The organism is Shinella sp. S4-D37, from assembly GCF_040812195.1.
GTDB lineage: Bacteria > Pseudomonadota > Alphaproteobacteria > Rhizobiales > Rhizobiaceae > Shinella.
Genome location: NZ_JBFNXL010000005.1, coordinates 3,326,339 through 3,341,375 on the forward strand (window position 1 = coordinate 3,326,339; position 15,037 = coordinate 3,341,375).

At 65.8% G+C, this 15,037-nt stretch carries 13 protein-coding genes and 1 tRNA gene; 8 read left to right on the forward strand and 6 right to left on the reverse strand.

The genetic code is table 11. From position 1 onward, the window contains the following. The first annotated feature begins 157 nt into the window (after positions 1 to 157). Positions 158 to 1,186 (forward strand): tetratricopeptide repeat protein, encoded by a 1,029-nt coding sequence (locus tag AB3G45_RS23800; RefSeq protein WP_367832890.1) that lies wholly within the window; start codon positions 158 to 160, stop codon positions 1,184 to 1,186. 9 nt (positions 1,187 to 1,195) lie between these two features. Here AB3G45_RS23800 and AB3G45_RS23805 read toward each other — a convergent pair whose 3' ends face one another. After that, positions 1,196 to 2,230, reverse strand: a complete 1,035-nt coding sequence (locus tag AB3G45_RS23805) for a proline racemase family protein (protein WP_367832891.1) — start codon at positions 2,228 to 2,230, stop codon at positions 1,196 to 1,198. 267 nt (positions 2,231 to 2,497) lie between these two features. Between AB3G45_RS23805 and AB3G45_RS23810 the strand changes: the two genes are divergently transcribed. Beyond that, complete coding sequence (locus AB3G45_RS23810) at positions 2,498 to 3,133, forward strand: DUF1236 domain-containing protein (RefSeq protein ID WP_367832892.1); 636 nt, start codon at positions 2,498 to 2,500, stop codon at positions 3,131 to 3,133. 54 nt (positions 3,134 to 3,187) lie between these two features. On the opposite strand, the gene AB3G45_RS23815 is transcribed toward AB3G45_RS23810, so the two are convergent. The 4 genes from AB3G45_RS23815 to AB3G45_RS23830 all read right to left on the reverse strand — a co-directional run bounded on the left by AB3G45_RS23815 (position 3,188) and on the right by AB3G45_RS23830 (position 8,564). Next, positions 3,188 to 4,435, reverse strand: coding sequence for an alpha/beta hydrolase (locus AB3G45_RS23815; RefSeq protein ID WP_367832893.1), 1,248 nt, complete (start codon positions 4,433 to 4,435; stop codon positions 3,188 to 3,190). Positions 4,436 to 4,663: 228 nt separating this feature from the next. Continuing rightward, positions 4,664 to 4,740: transfer RNA gene (locus tag AB3G45_RS23820), tRNA-Arg, on the reverse strand. A gap of 135 nt (positions 4,741 to 4,875) precedes the next feature. Next, a complete protein-coding gene (locus AB3G45_RS23825) occupies positions 4,876 to 6,348 on the reverse strand; it encodes a sensor histidine kinase (RefSeq protein ID WP_367832894.1) in 1,473 nt (490 codons plus the stop codon). Between the two features lie 209 nt (positions 6,349 to 6,557). Then, complete coding sequence (locus tag AB3G45_RS23830; protein ID WP_367832895.1) at positions 6,558 to 8,564, reverse strand: methyl-accepting chemotaxis protein; 2,007 nt, start codon at positions 8,562 to 8,564, stop codon at positions 6,558 to 6,560. Between the two features lie 420 nt (positions 8,565 to 8,984). Here AB3G45_RS23830 and rpmH point away from each other — a divergent pair, with 420 nt between their 5' ends. From rpmH to yihA, 5 genes are all read left to right on the forward strand, one after another. Continuing rightward, a complete protein-coding gene (gene rpmH / locus AB3G45_RS23835) occupies positions 8,985 to 9,122 on the forward strand; it encodes a 50S ribosomal protein L34 (RefSeq protein ID WP_037405882.1) in 138 nt (45 codons plus the stop codon). A 33-nt stretch (positions 9,123 to 9,155) separates the two neighbouring features. After that, complete coding sequence (gene rnpA, locus AB3G45_RS23840) at positions 9,156 to 9,548, forward strand: ribonuclease P protein component (RefSeq protein WP_023515341.1); 393 nt, start codon at positions 9,156 to 9,158, stop codon at positions 9,546 to 9,548. Beyond that, positions 9,548 to 11,353 carry a membrane protein insertase YidC gene (gene yidC, locus AB3G45_RS23845; RefSeq protein WP_367832896.1) on the forward strand — a complete coding sequence of 602 codons (1,806 nt, stop codon included), beginning with the start codon at positions 9,548 to 9,550 and terminating at the stop codon, positions 11,351 to 11,353. Before rnpA ends, yidC begins: the two co-directional genes overlap by 1 nt. 191 nt (positions 11,354 to 11,544) lie before the next feature. Continuing rightward, positions 11,545 to 12,456 carry a DMT family transporter gene (locus AB3G45_RS23850; RefSeq protein WP_367832897.1) on the forward strand — a complete coding sequence of 304 codons (912 nt, stop codon included), beginning with the start codon at positions 11,545 to 11,547 and terminating at the stop codon, positions 12,454 to 12,456. A gap of 52 nt (positions 12,457 to 12,508) precedes the next feature. Beyond that, a complete protein-coding gene (gene yihA / locus AB3G45_RS23855; RefSeq protein ID WP_367832898.1) occupies positions 12,509 to 13,147 on the forward strand; it encodes a ribosome biogenesis GTP-binding protein YihA/YsxC in 639 nt (212 codons plus the stop codon). A 3-nt stretch (positions 13,148 to 13,150) separates the two neighbouring features. On the opposite strand, the gene AB3G45_RS23860 is transcribed toward yihA, so the two are convergent. Continuing rightward, the gene (locus AB3G45_RS23860; RefSeq protein WP_367832899.1) at positions 13,151 to 13,858 is read right to left on the reverse strand and encodes an anti-sigma factor; all 708 of its coding nucleotides are present in this window, start codon (positions 13,856 to 13,858) and stop codon (positions 13,151 to 13,153) included. 288 nt (positions 13,859 to 14,146) lie between these two features. Here AB3G45_RS23860 and argB point away from each other — a divergent pair, with 288 nt between their 5' ends. After that, positions 14,147 to 15,034: an acetylglutamate kinase gene (gene argB, locus AB3G45_RS23865; RefSeq protein ID WP_367832900.1), complete on the forward strand. Its 888-nt coding sequence runs from the start codon at positions 14,147 to 14,149 to the stop codon at positions 15,032 to 15,034. The last annotated feature ends 3 nt before the right edge of the window (positions 15,035 to 15,037 follow it).

Consider the following 15,037-nt stretch of genomic DNA (forward strand, 5'->3'; position numbering starts at 1 on the left):
ATCCGCCGAGTTCCTTGCGGGAATTATACGAAGGCACGGCAAACGCACCTCAGCTGCATCCCTTATGCTCCGCTCCCCTCAAGCCTTCTGTTCCCGCGGAAACAGCCTTTGTCCGCCAGCCCTCTATGGTGCAGCCATCAACGAAGGGAGACGGATCATGTTCATGCGATCCAATGGAATGAAGACGGCTGGCCGCGCCCTTTTCTTCGCGGTCCTCCTGTCCGGCGTCGCCGGCGGCGCATCGGCCGACACCATCGAAGCCCAGTGCGACGCCGCGGCGGGCAGCCGATACGACATGACGCGCAACATGGCCTTCACGCCGGTCGCTCGCGAGGACATCCGGATCGGCCCGGCGCTCTCGGCTTGCCGCGAAGCCTACAATGCCGGCGGCGGCGCGCGCATGGCCTTCCAGCTCGGCCGGGCGCTGGAGCGCGCCGGCCAGGACCTCGACGCCATGAAGCTCTATGCGGAGGCGGCCGCGCTCGGCCACACCGTGGCGATGGTCAATTACGGCGCGATGCTGGGCAAGCGCGGCGATGCGGTCGCCGAGTTCAACCACTACAGGAGAGCCGCCGAGATGGGCGACATGCTCGGCGCCTACAATCTCGGCGTCGCCTATCGCGACGGCATCGGCACGGAAATCGACGGCGAGGCGGCCGCCCGCTGGTTCGACAAGGCGGCGGCGAGCGGCGACGAGACCGCGGCCTTCAATCTCGGCGTGCTCCTCGACGACGGCAGCCTGATCGCGGAAGACAATGCGCGCGCCGCGGCCTTCTATCGCCTGGCCGCCGAGGGCGGCGTGGTCGACGCCATGATCAATCTCGGCCTGATGCTGGAATCCGGCGAAGGCATCTCGCAGGATCTTGCCGCCGCCGCCGGCTATTTCAAGGCCGCCGCCGAGCGCGGCGACAGCTACGGCACGCTGAAATTCGGCCTGATGCAGCAGAGCGGCAAAGGTATCGTCAGGAATGTCGAGCAGGCGGTGAACAGCCTCGTCGCCGCCTTCGAGATGCGCGACATCGACCTCGAAGTCATCCTGCGCAACACACCGGAGCAGCTCAGCGCGGACGCGCGCATCGCCATCAAGCAGGTGCTCGCCGAGCGCAAGCTGATCGCCGGCGCCGAGAATGCCGAGATCGACCCGATCACTCTCGGCGCCATCGAGAAACACTACGCCGCGAAGTGACGGGCGGGATCAGACGATCTCGCCGGCCTGCGGACCCCAGGTGTCCGTCATGGCAAAGCCGTTCGCCAGCGGATCGGTCGGATCGAGCGCGATCTGATGCAGGCCGAAGGTCCAGCCGCGGCCGGTGATGGTGGGGATGATCGCCGGGCGGCCGGCAACGACCGTTTCGGCCGCCAGGCCCACCTCGAACTCCGACCCGATGATCGAGCGCGAGCGGAACGTGTCGCCCACCTTGGCGAGGCCGCGGGCATGCAGCGTGGCGAGGTTGGCGGAATTGCCGGTGCCGCAGGGCGAACGGTCGACACGGCCGGGCCACATGGTCGTGGCGGTACGCACCAGGCCGTCCGGATCGCGATCGCGGAACATGACATAGGCGACGCCGTTGATCTCCGGGATTTCCGGATGCACGACCGTCATCGCCTTGTTGATGAGGTCCTTCAGCGCCATGCCGGCATCGACCAGCGCGCGGGCATTGCCCTTCTCGATCTTCGTGCCGATCTGGTCGACATCGACGAGCGCATAGAAAATGCCGCCATAGGAGATGTCGAAGCGCACGCGGCCCCAGTGCGGCGTGTCGATCTCGACGTCCAGCTCCTGGACGAAAGACGGCACCATGGTGAGCTTGACCTTCTCGCAGCGCCCGTCGCGGCATGTCGCCGTCGCCTTGACGAGGCCGGCGGCCGTGTCGAGCACGACCACGGTCTCCGGCTCCTTCATCTCCACGATGCCGGATTCGAGCAAAGCCGTGGTGACGCAGATCGAGTTGGAGCCCGAGGAGGCATGCGCCTGATCGGCCTGCAGGATGATGAAGCCGGCGTCGGCTTCCGGCCGCTTGGCGGGGACGAGGAGGTTCACCGAACCCGTCGCCGCCGCGCGCGGCTCCAGGCACAGGAAGCGGCGCAGGCTGTCATCGACCGTGTTGATGTGGTTGAGTTGCTCGGCGATCGTGTTGCCGGGAATCTTCGGCACGCCGCCGATCGCCACCTTGCCGATCTCGCCTTCGCAATGAACATCCAGCAACTGGATCGTGCGCTTCCATCTCATGTCGATCTGCTCCGTCTCGGCCAGGCATGGCTTCCCTCCCTCCTGATATATCAGATTGAAGGGCATTCCAACAGCTTTTCATGCGGCAGGTCCGCGCGCCCCGAAATGCCGGCGCGATGCCGAAATCGCCTGAAACCGGATCGGGAAACCCAGGTTAATGCGCGTTACACATCGTGATGCGCCGCTGCGCCCAGAGGGGAACCGAAGAAGGGACGTGACGTTCTTTCCGTCGAAGGGGTGGGAAACCCATATTCGAAGGAGAATGACATGCGTAAGTTTCTCATGGCCGGCGCCGCCCTGGCCCTCATCGGCGCCACCGCGGCCCATGCGGATGACGGCGACAAGGAAGTCCTCGGCGGTGCGGCCGGCGGCGCGGCAGGCGCTGCCGCCGGCGCCGTCGTCGGCGGTCCGGTCGGTGCCATCGTCGGCGGCGCGGTGGGCGTGGCGATCGGCGCGGAAGCTGCCGTACCGGACGATGCCCGCGTCTATGTGATGGAGAACCCGACACCGCCCGTCATCCTGGAAGGCCAGGTGACCGCCGACACGCGCTTCGACGACACCGTCGCGCTGACGCCGATCCCCGATCATCCGGACCTCGCCTATGTCTATGTCGACAATCGCCCGGTGATCGTGCGCACAGACAGCCGCCAGGTGATCTACGCACCGGAGATCGAAACGACGGCCAGCATCTCCGCCGACATTCCGGAAACGACGATCACCTATGTCGAGCGCCATCCGCTGGAGCCCGTCGTGCTGGAAGGTCCGGTCGAGGCCGGCGCCCTGATCCCCGACACCGTGCAGATCGTCGAGGTGCCGGAAAGCCCCAGCTACGGCTACCTCTATGTCGACCAGCGCCCCGTTCTGGTCGACCGCAATACCCGTGAGGTCATCTGGGTCCGCTGATCCTCGCGGGACTTGCGAAGGAAGGGCGGCTCCCGCGGGGGCCGCCTTTTCATTTTACTGGCCGGTCGCGGTCACCGCGGTGTCCTCGACGGATTGGCCGAAGCGCAACCAGTGGTCGTTATAGTTCTTGCGCGTCACCGGGTCGAAGACGGCGATGGGCGTGGAGACCGCGATGCTGGCGACGCTGCCGACCGTCTGGGCGGTGCCGAGCGCCACCGCGCCGAGCCGGTCGCCGAGGCCGACCTCGGAATCCGTGACGGTCTGGCCGGCGATCAGCCGGTTGCCGATGAGCCGCACCACCTCCGGGCTTTCCGCGAATTTCCCGTGGTTTAGGCTGTCGCCGGATTTCAGCGCCGTCAGGTCGAGCACGATGATGCCCTGCTTCTCCAGCATGCTGCGATAGGGCTCCTGCGAGGGATCGATCTGGCCGAGCCGGTCGACATTGCCGGAAATGCGGCGCGACAGCGTCAGGGCCCGGTCGTCCTGCGAGACGAAGAGCGTGAACTGCGGCCGATCCTGGCCGATGGCGCGCAGTTGCTGGCCGAAGACGTCGACGTCAAGGTCGGGCGAGGCGAGGATGACCTGCTGGATCTTCTTCGGCACGCGCCCGTCGCGGATCGCCATCTGGCGCAGCGTCTCCACCGCAAGCCAGGTGCCCATGGAATGGGCCATGATGGTGATCTCGCCGACCTCCGGCGTATCGACCGCCGCGCGCAGCAACTCCTCCAGCGCATCGCGCGAATAGTTGGTGCTTTCCTTGTCGTAGGAATAATCGAAGATGCTGGCGCGCGAGGGCCAGGTGAAGATCACGGGCGCCGCATCGGTCTTCGAATCGTGCACGATCTGGGTGAAGCGGTAGACGGCGTCCTCATAGCGGTTGTTGAAGCCGTGGACGAAGACCAACACGCGCCGGCTCTTCGGCAGGTGGCCGTCGAGCCAGGCCCGCCCCTTCCGCGCGCTGTCGACCGGCGTCACGCTGACGGTCGAAAAATCCTTCATCGGATCGGCCGGCAGCTTTTCCGGCCATTGCACCTGGCCGACCTTGCGCTTGTCCTCCGGCGGAATGGAGACCTTGATGTCGCGCATCACGAGTTCGGAGCCGCGCTCGCCGGAAAACAGGACGCCCGGCTGCCGCGAGGGCGCGCGGGTGGTGGCGACCAGGAGATCGACCGTGGACACGCCCGCCGGTGTCTCGCCGCTCGGCACGAGCACGCCTTCCGGCCGCCCGGCGCAACTTGCCAGCGCCAGCAGCCCGGCGAATATCACGCGACGCAATACGCGCGGCCTTTCGCGGTTCGTCATGCCCCGCTTCCTCCGCTTTCTGGTTTCGCCGGTGCATGCCTCGCACCGCTCATCCCTGCTTAGCCGAGCGGCGGGCGGTTTTGAAGAGAGCCCGAAGACAAGGACCGCCACGGAAAGTCCCTGCGTGGCATATCGGTCACGCGAACAGCAATGCCGGGCGAGAGCCGAGCACGGCGATATACGACCGCAGGAGGGCCGGCAGGGCATCTTTTGGAAATGGGAAAAGAATGGCGCACCCGAAGAGATTCGAACTCCTGACCCCCAGATTCGTAGTCTGGTGCTCTATCCAGCTGAGCTACGGGTGCGCTGGCAGTGGCGGGCGTATTGCCCGGCTGCGAGGCGGTTCTCTAAAGGGTCCTCCGGCCTATTGCAAGCGTCTTTCGCAGAAATAATCCACTTTTTTCATCGCGCCGTCACACAGGGAACGGCAGAGCCCCGGATTAGGAGGCGCGGTGGCGGAAGGCATCGAGGGGGACGGGGCGGTCCGGCAGCTCGATGCGGAACAGCGTGCCGGGCGTCGGCTTCTCCACCAGCGCGATCGTGCCGCCATGGGCGAGCACAAGCTCGCGGGCAATGGCAAGGCCGAGGCCGGTGCCGCCGGAGCGCACGGAGCCGCGGAAGGCGGCGAAGAGGTTCTCGCGCGCCTTGGCGGGCATGCCGGGGCCGTTGTCGTCTATGGCGATGGACACGACGCTGCCGGTGCGAAGGCCCGTGACGAGCACCATGCGCCGCTCCGCGCCGCTGTCCTGCGACAGCGCCTCGACCGCGTTGCGGCACAGGTTGTGGATGACGCGGAAGAGCTGCTCGCTGTCGGCATCGACCTTAAGGCCCGGCTCGACCTGCGCCACGAAGTCGATATCGCCGCGCGAATCGAGCGCCAGCACTTCCGAGACCTCCTGCACCAGCGGGCGCAGCGCCACGAAGCGGCGGCGCGGCTCCGGCTCGCGCATGCGGCCGTAGGAGAGCACCTCGTTGGTATAGCCCACCGCCCGGTCGATGCTGCGCAGGAGCTTCGGCGCGACGCGCTTGACCACGGGGTCGTCGACATCCGACAGGCGGTCGGACATCAGTTGGGCCGAGGAGAGGATGTTGCGCATGTCGTGGTTGATCTTCGAGACGGCAAGACCGAGATCGGCGAGGTTCTTCTGCTCCTTCAGCGTGCGCTGCAGCGTCTGCTGCATGGCCGCAAGATGGATGCCGGCGACGGCGATTTCGTCGCGCCCACCGGAGGGCTCCAGCACGCGCGCCGGGTTCGAGGGATCGGCGGCGAATTGCTGGATGTTCGCGGTCATGCGCCGGATCGGGCGGATCAGCAGGCGGTTGAGCGCGAAGAAGATGGGGCTCGCCGTGACCACGGAGATGATCATGGACAGGATGAAGACATTGCGGGCGTAGCCGAGCATGGCGCGGCGCAGGGCCCGCTCGTCGAGCAGGAGCTCGATGCGCGTGCTCGTCTCGCCGACCGGGCCGAAGACGCGGATGACGCGTTCGCCGCCGAACATCAGCGTGTCGAAGGCATCGTAGACGGCGGTGAGCGTCGAGACGTCGGAAAGGTCGTATTGCGCGTCGATGCTCGGCGGCATGTCGACGGCCGCGACCATGCGCGAGGCGTCCTCCCGCTTCAGGATGATCGCCTTGGTGCCGGTCGCCATCAGCGTCTCCTCCTGCACGGGGCGCGGCAGTTCGTGGTCCGGCAGGCCCTCGATGACGATGCTGGCGGCAGCGGCCGTGTTCAGGCGGTCGCGCAGCCATTGCAGGCGCATGTTGGCGACCGACGGCACGAAGATCAGCACCTCGGCGATCAGGACGAAGATGGCCGTGACCAGGAGGAGCCGCCCCGACAGGCCGGACAGGAAGCCGACCGCCGGCACCGGCGTCTCGGTCAAGGACGGCGTCCCGTCTCTGTCCACCATGTCTCAACTCCCCGGCAGGCCGCCTCGCGGCAAACGCATCGCGACCAAGGGTCGGCGACGTATTTCAGCCAATCATAGGAGATTGCGGCAAATTTTCCAACGCCGGCGCCCAGGCGGCAAAAACGCGGCGATCCTGCGATCGCCGCGCCGAAGGCCGGAATCCGGCTACGAAATGCCGCAGCATCCCCGAAGACGGGGAGCGGCGGGCATCAGAACTCTTCCCAGCTCTCCTGGGCGACGGCGGCGCTCGCGGCGGCGCGATTACCGCCGAAGGCACGGGCGACATTGCCGATCATGCGGCGGGCGGGCGATTCGACCGGACGGGTCTCCGCGCGCACGGCCGCCACCCGCTGCACGGCATCGCCGGTGCGGAAGCGGGCGACGAGGTCGGCCAGGCTGTCGGCCTCGCCCTTCAGCTTGTGCGTGGCGGCCGAGGTCTCCTCGACCATCGCGGCATTGTGCTGGGTGACCTGGTCCATCTGGTTGATGGCCGTGCTGATCTCCTGGAGGCCCGTCGCCTGCTCGCGGGCCGCCGTGGCGATCGCGTGGATGCGGTCGTTGATGGTGACGACGCGGCTTTCGATGTCGGAGAGGGCCGAACCGGTCTCCTGCACGTATTTGACGCCGACGGAGACTTCATCGCCCGACTTGGTGATAAGGCCCTTGATGTCCTTGGCGGCGCTGGCGGCGCGCTGGGCAAGCTCGCGCACTTCCTGCGCGACGACGGCGAAGCCCTTGCCCGCCTCGCCGGCGCGCGCGGCCTCGACGCCGGCATTCAGCGCCAGGAGGTTGGTCTGGAAGGCGATCTCGTCGATGACCGAGATGATCTGGCTGATCTCGTTCGAGGCCTGCTCGATGCGGCTCATCGCGCCGATCGCATTGCGCACGATGTCACCCGACTGCTTGGCGCTCTGCGTCGCCTCGCCGACCATGGAGGTCGCCTCGTTCGCCCGCTCCGTCGAGTTCTTGACGGCGGCGGTGATCTCCTCGAGGGCGGCGGAGGTTTCCTCCAGCGCGGCGGCCTGCTGCTCGGTGCGCTTGGAAAGATCGTCGGAGGCCGTGCGCAGTTCGCCGGAATTGGCGTTGATCGCATCCGTCGAGGCGCGCACCTCGCGCATGGTGCGCTGGAGGGTGGCGAGCGTCGCGTTGACGTTCTGCTGCAATTCGGCGAAGGCGCCGCGGAAGGCGCCGTCCATGGTCTGCGTCAGGTCGCCCTCGGCAAGCGCGCCGATAACGCGGCGGGTTTCGGCAATGCCCTCTTCCACGCCGGCCACCAGCGCGTTGACGCTGTGGGCGAAGCGGTTGAGATCGTCGTTCTGGTAGTCCTTGGTGATGCGCGAGGAGAAATCGCCCGCAGCAGCGGCATGCACGACGGTCGCGATGGAGGACTGCAGGTCGGCGCTCTTCTCGCGCAGAATCTCCTCCTGGGCGTTGAGGTCGCGCACGGTGATGGCGTTCTGGCGGAAGATGGCGACCGCGGCAGCCATTTCGCCGATCTCGTCCTTGCGGCCGGCATAGGGCACTTCCGTGTCGAGATCGCCGCCGGCAAGGCGGTTCATCGTCTCTGTCACCTTCTGGACCGGGCGGCTGAGCTCGTTGGTCGCGATGTAGAAGGCGACGCCGCCGCCGAGCACGAGGCCGGCGCCGACCGTGCCGAGCACGAGCGTCAGCATGAGGGTCTCGAAGGCGGCGATATCGGCCTTGATCGCGGTGAGATTCTCGGTGTCGGTCTGGACGACGGCGTCGATTTCCTTCTGGAAGGCCTTGCGGTTCGCGCGGTTGCCCTCGTTGTTGCCCTGCTCGTTGGCCGCGTCGATGGAGACGGTGGTGCCGAGGCGGGCCGTTTCCGCGCGGAAAGTACGGAATTCGGCGGCGCGCGCCACGACGGCCTCGAAGGCCGCCTTCTGCGCCTCCGGCACGATCGGGCGCCATTCGTCCAGCGTCTTGTCGATGCCGTCAAGTTCCTTGGCGATGCCCTCGGCAAACTTCCCGGCGCCCTCCATGTCCTTGGAGGCGTAGATGCCGCGGGCTTCCATGACGACGGCGGTGACCTGGCGGTTCAGGTGTTCGCCGAGGAAAGCGCGGTCGGCCGCGTTCTCGTACTGGCGGAGCTTGTCGCTGAATTCGGAAACCACATGCACGGCAATGCCGCCGATGAGGACGGAGATGAGGCCCATCACGCCCACAATGAGATAGATTTTGCCGCGTATCTTCACGTCACACTCCAGAAAACGGTAGGGTGGCAAGAGGGCCTGACCCACCTCACCTTCGGGTAGGAAAGTAAACGCTAAAAGTTAATTAGACTTTGATACAACCGTCCAAAGATTAAGGTATTCAGCAGTTCTAATGCATTAACGCGGGGCAGGAAGCCGGGAAATCCGGGGAATTCGCCTTACGTAACGTGACTGAAACATGACGAAGCGCAATTCGCACCCACGTTTTTGGCCCCACCGCGTTAATGACTGTGACAGTCGCACGCCCCTGCGCGCCCGCAATTGACTTTCGACCGCTTTTGCCTTTATAAGCCGCGCACGTCCGGAAAGCTTGGCTTCCCGCGAGGGCATGCCTATGCCGGACTTCAACGCTCCTTGCGTAACGCAAACCCAAGAAGGGCCGCACACCGCGGTATTAAATAAATGTCGAAGCGTACCTACCAACCCTCCAAGCTTGTTCGCAAGCGTCGTCACGGTTTTCGCGCCCGCATGGCAACGAAGGGCGGCCGCAAGGTCCTGTCCGCACGTCGCGCCCGCGGCCGCGCCCGTCTCTCGGCCTAAGGCCGTGCCGGCCCGAACAGAGGCGACGGGCACATGACGAAAACTGTTGAGAAATCTGCTGTCGGGCGGCTGAAAAGCCGCCCGCAGTTTCTTTTTGTGCGCGAGGGCGAGAAACGCAAGGGACCGCTGTTCCTTCTCGAAGTGCGCGACCGGCAGATGCCGGACGAAGCGCCCCGCGTCGGCTTCACCGTTACCAAGAAGCACGGCAATGCCGTGGAACGCAATCGCATGCGCCGACGCCTGAAAGAGGCGGTGCGGCTATCGGCCGGGTTTGCAATGGAGCCCGGACACGACTATGTGGTTGTCGCCAGACGGGACGTGTTGAGCGCCCCCTTCAAAACCCTTGAAGCCCGTCTCAACGACAGGATCGCGACGGTCAAGAAACAGAAGCAGCAGCAACGCCCTGCTGCTCCCGGGAAAGAGTGATGGAAAAAAACCGCAATTATTTCGTGGCGATCGCGCTGTCCGTGCTGATCCTCGTGGCCTGGCAGTTCCTCTATGTGAACCCCAAGCTGGAGAAGGACCGCGCCGCGCTCGAAGCGCAGCAGGCCGCCCAGAGCCAGCAGACCACCACCACCACGTCTTCCGACGGCACGGCGACGACCGCGACCGGCACGAGCGGCACGCTGCCCGGCGGCGCGACGGCCACTACGGCGACCGAGACGCGCGAGGCGGCGCTCGCCCGCTCCGCCCGCGTCGAGATCGACACGCCGTCGCTTTCCGGCTCCATCAGCCTGACGGGCGCCCGCTTAGACGACCTGAAGCTCAAGGAATTCCACGAGACCGTCGACAAGACGAGCCCGATCATCACGCTGCTCAGCCCCGCCGAGACCGAGCAAGGCTACTTCGCCGAGATCGGCTATGTCGGCAGCGAGGCCACCGGCCAGGTCCCCGGCCCGCAGACCGTCTGGACGCAGGACGGCACCGGCAAGCTGACGCAGGCCACCCCGGTCAAGCTGACCTACACCAACGACAAGAACGTCACCTTCACCCGCACGATCTCGGTCGACGAACATTACATGTTCACGATCACCGATAGCATCGAGAACCGCACGGATGGGGCGATCGCGCTGTTGCCCTATGGCCGCGCGACGCGCTTCTTCAAGCCGACGGACCCGTCGGTCTACGTGCTGCACGAAGGCTTCATCGGCGTGCTCGGCGAACTCGGCCTGCATGAGGTGAAGTACACCGCGACGGAGGACGACACGACCGTTTCGCCCGGCAAGGCGACCGGCGGCTGGCTCGGCATCACCGACAAGTACTGGGCGACCGCGCTCGTGCCGCCGCAGACGACGCCCTACGAGACGCGCTTCTCCTATTTCAAGGATGGCCGTCCGCGCTACCAGGCGGACTATCGCCAGGACGACATTTCGATTGCGCCAGGCCAGTCAGTCGAAGTCAAGAACCTGTTCTTCGGCGGCGCCAAGGAAGTGCCGATCATCGACCAGTACGAAACGTCCTACTCCATTCCGCAATTCGACCTGATGATCGACTGGGGCTGGTTCTGGTTCTTCACCAAGCCGATGTTCCAGCTGATGGACTTCTTCTTCCGCTATTTCGGCAATTTCGGCATCGCGATCCTCATCACCACGATCGTCGTCAAGGGCCTGTTCTTCCCGCTTGCCAACAAGCAGTACGCCTCCATGGCGAACATGAAGAAGATGCAGCCGAAGATGGAGGAGCTGAAGGCCAAGCACGGCGACGACCGCATGGCGCTGCAGCAGGCCATGATGCAGCTCTACAAGGAGGAGAAGATCAATCCGCTCGCGGGTTGCTGGCCGATCCTTTTGCAGATCCCGGTCTTCTTCGCGCTCTACAAGGTGATCTACGTCACCATCGAAATGCGCCATGCGCCGTTCTTCGGCTGGATCCAGGACCTGTCCGCGCCCGATCCGACGTCGCTGTTCAACCTGTTCGGCCTCCTGCCCTACGACGTGCCGCACGTCCTGATGATCGGCGTCTGGCCCATCATCATGGGCATCACGATGTTCCTGCAGATGCGTATGAACCCGACGCCGCCCGATCCGACCCAGGCGATGATCTTCACCTGGATGCCGCTGATCTTCACCTTCATGCTGGCGACCTTCCCGGCCGGCCTGGTGATCTACTGGGCCTGGAACAACACGCTCTCGATCATCCAGCAGGGCATCATCATGAAGCGCCACGGCGTGAAGATCGAGCTCTTCGACAATCTCAAGGGATTGTTCGGAAAGAAACCGAAGCCATCCTGACGCTGCGTCAGGCGAAACCAGCGAACCCCGGCCCGGCGCCGGGGTTTTCTTTTGTCCCTTGCGACATCGCCCCGTCGCTGGCATGGAAGCGCGACAGGCATATTCCTGTCATGCTTGCAGTTACCTTTGTTTCACGCACCTCCGGCAAGACCGCTTCGCGCTTTTGCCGGAGGTGTTCTCACGAGCGCCCCATGTCGTCCTCCACGCTTCCGATCACCCCCGCCCTTTCGGATGGAAGGGGACAGGGTTTTGGCGCCACACTCGTGCTCGGCTCGGCCGTCGTGTGGAGTTTCGGCGGCACGCTGGCGCGGTTCCTCCACATCGAGGACGACTGGACGGTCATTTTCTGGCGCTCGCTCTTCGCCGCCCTCTTCCTGCTCGGCTTCATGCTGGTTCGCGACGGCGCGCGCGGCACCGTGCGGCTCGTGCGCGGCATGGGGCTTGCCGGCGCCGCGGTCGGCCTGTGCTTCGCCACCGCCTCCACCTCCTTCATTCTCGCGCTCGCCTATACGACCGTCGCCAATGTCGTGCTGATCCAGGCCGGTGTGCCGCTGATCGCCGCTCTGATGGCCTGGCTGTTCTTCCGCGAAAGGATCGCCGTCCACACCTGGCTCGCCATCGCGGCGGTCATCGGCGGCGTTGCCATCATGGTCTCCGGAGCGCTCGGCGGCGGCGTCTCGATGATGGGCGACGCGCTCGCCCTGCTCATTGCCTTCGCCTTCGCGACCGCCACCATCATCACCCGGCGCTTCGCCCATGTACGCATGACGCCCGCCGTGCTGCTGAGCGCCGTCATCGCCTGCGCCACCGCGGCGAGCCAGGCCTCGGGCTTTGCGGTCTCGCTTGAGGAGCTTCTCATCCTCATCGTCTTCGGGGCGCTGAATTTCGGCCTCGGCCTTGCGCTCTTCGTCACCGGCGCGCGCCTCATCCCCTCGGCGCTCGCCGCCCTGTTGGGCACGACCGAGCCGGTGCTGGCCCCGCTCTGGGTCGCCATCATCCACGGCGAAGTGCCTGGCGCGCGCACCGTCGTCGGCGGCGCCATCGTGCTGGCGGCACTCTTGTGCTATCTCGGCGTCGAACTCTGGCGGCAGCGGCACGCTTGACTTTCGCGGCCAAAACCGGGAAGCCACAGGCCCGACAACAAAGGCGAGAGCGATGACCGACGACAAGCCGCTGTTCGGCAGGCCCTGGATCTTCATCCGCGGCGTGCCGGCCATGAAATTCCTGCCGCCCGAGGGACCGCCGGAAATCGCTTTCGCCGGCCGTTCGAATGTCGGCAAGTCCTCGCTGATCAACGCGCTCGTCGGCCACAAGGGCCTGGCGCGCACGTCCAACACGCCCGGCCGCACGCAGGAGCTCAACTATTTCGTTCCGGACGGCTTTTCCGGCGCCGAGGACGACCTGCCGCCGATGGCCCTCGTCGATATGCCCGGCTATGGCTATGCCCAGGCGCCGAAGGAACAGGTCGATGCCTGGACCAGGCTCGTCTTCGACTATCTGCGCGGCCGCTCCACGCTGAAACGCGTCTATGTGCTGATCGACAGCCGCCACGGCATCAAGAAGAACGACGAGGAGGTCTTCGCCCTGCTCGACAAGGCGGCCGTCTCCTACCAGATGGTGCTGACCAAGACCGACAAGATCAAGGATGCCGGCGTGCCGCGCCTCGTCGAGGAAACGCTGCAGAAGATCGCCAAGCGCCCCGCCGCCTACCCGGAGGTGCTGGCCACCTCCTCGGAAAAGGGCCGCGGCCTGGACGAGTTGCGCCAGGCCATCCTCACCGCCATCACCCGTTAGGGCTCAATCGAACCGGGCGGCGCCCGACGCGAGGATCGGGCCCGTCGCCTTGCCGCCCGGCGCACCGCCGGCAGGCTCCGCGCTGACCGAGAGCACCGCGCCCTGGACGAGCCGCGCACGCAGTTCGCCCGGCACGACGAGTGGCCCCTCCCCCCCCTCCGGCAGCACGCCGAGCGAGACGGGTGCCCTTCCCTCCTGCGTCAGCCACAGTTCCAGCGACTTTTCCTCGCTCCCGCCGCCGGCGACCGGCACCACGTGCAGCGCGCCGGTCGCATCGTCATAGCGCGCGACGAGGTCGATCGCCGCGCCCTCTCCCGTCATGTCGACGACGAGGCGTCCGCCGCTCATCGGCCGCGGTGCGATGAGCGCACTGATCAGCAGGGCAAGGCCCGCCGCGATGGCGAAGGAGGCGAGGGCGAGCGTCCGCCAGAAGGCGAGCGAGCCCCAGCAGCCCCCCGCGACCCGGCCGGAAAAGGCGGCGTCCAGCGGCAACGTGCCGGGCCGGCACGGTCCGAGAGGGACGCGCGGCGGCAGGTGCGGCGCCTCGTATTCGTCCTCGAAGGTGGCGAGATTTTCTTCCCAGCGGCTGACGATCGCGGCGAACTGGCGGTCCCGGGCGAGCCGCGCCTCGACCTTGCGACGGTCCTCGGCGGACAGCACCCCGAGCACGTATTCGCCGGCGATGACTTCATCGCGGCGGGGGTCTCGCATCTCTCGGTCGGGAACCGTCATCGGCTCGTGCACTCTCTCAGGCTTCGATGAAATCCGGGCGAGGACCAAGCCTCTGATCCCATATAGGCATTCCTTCCGGCTTTTGCTCATGGAAACGCGCAAGCGCTCCATCATATTCCCCCTCGCCCTTTCCCGCCACCGATCCCGGGTCCCGGGCGGGCCTCGTCCCGTCTTTTTCCCGGTGGCGGCGGCAATATGGCCGGCGGATCATTCCATCGTCACGAAACATGCGTTAAACAGGCGCCCACCCATTCCCAAGAGGCCGCCATGTCCCTATCCGAAAGCGAAACCCAAGCCCGCCTTCTCGCGCAGGCCCTGCCCTTCATGCAGCGCTACGAGAACAAGACCATCGTCGTGAAATATGGCGGCCACGCCATGGGCAACGCGGAACTGGGCAAGGCCTTCGCCAGCGACATCGCGCTGCTCAAGCAGTCGGGCGTCAACCCGATCGTCGTGCATGGTGGCGGCCCGCAGATCGGCGCGATGCTCTCCAAGATGGGCATTGAATCGAAGTTCGAGGGGGGCCTGCGCGTCACCGACCAGAAGACGGTCGAGATCGTCGAGATGGTGCTCGCCGGCTCGATCAACAAGGAGATCGTCGCGCTCATCAACCAGACGGGCGAATGGGCGATCGGCCTGTGCGGCAAGGACGGCAACATGGTCTTCGCCGAGAAGGCCAAGAAGACCGTCGTCGATCCGGACAGCAATATCGAGCGCATCCTCGATCTCGGCTTCGTCGGCGAGGTGGTTGAGGTCGACCGCACGCTGATCGACCTGCTCGCCAAGTCCGAGATGATCCCGGTCATCGCCCCGGTCGCTCCCGGCCGCGACGGCCACACCTACAACATCAATGCCGACACCTTCGCCGGCGCCATCGCCGGGGCGCTCAACGCCACGCGCCTGCTCTTCCTCACCGACGTGCCGGGCGTGCTCGACAGGAATGGCCAGCTCATCAAGGAACTCTCGGTCGCCGAGGCCCGCGCCCTCATCAAGGATGGCACGATCTCCGGCGGCATGATCCCGAAGGTCGAGACCTGCATCGACGCCATCAAGGCGGGCGTGCAGGGCGTCGTCATCCTCAACGGCAAGACCGCCCATTCGGTGCTGCTGGAAATCTTCACCGAACACGGTGCCGGCACGCTGCTCGTGCCCTGACCG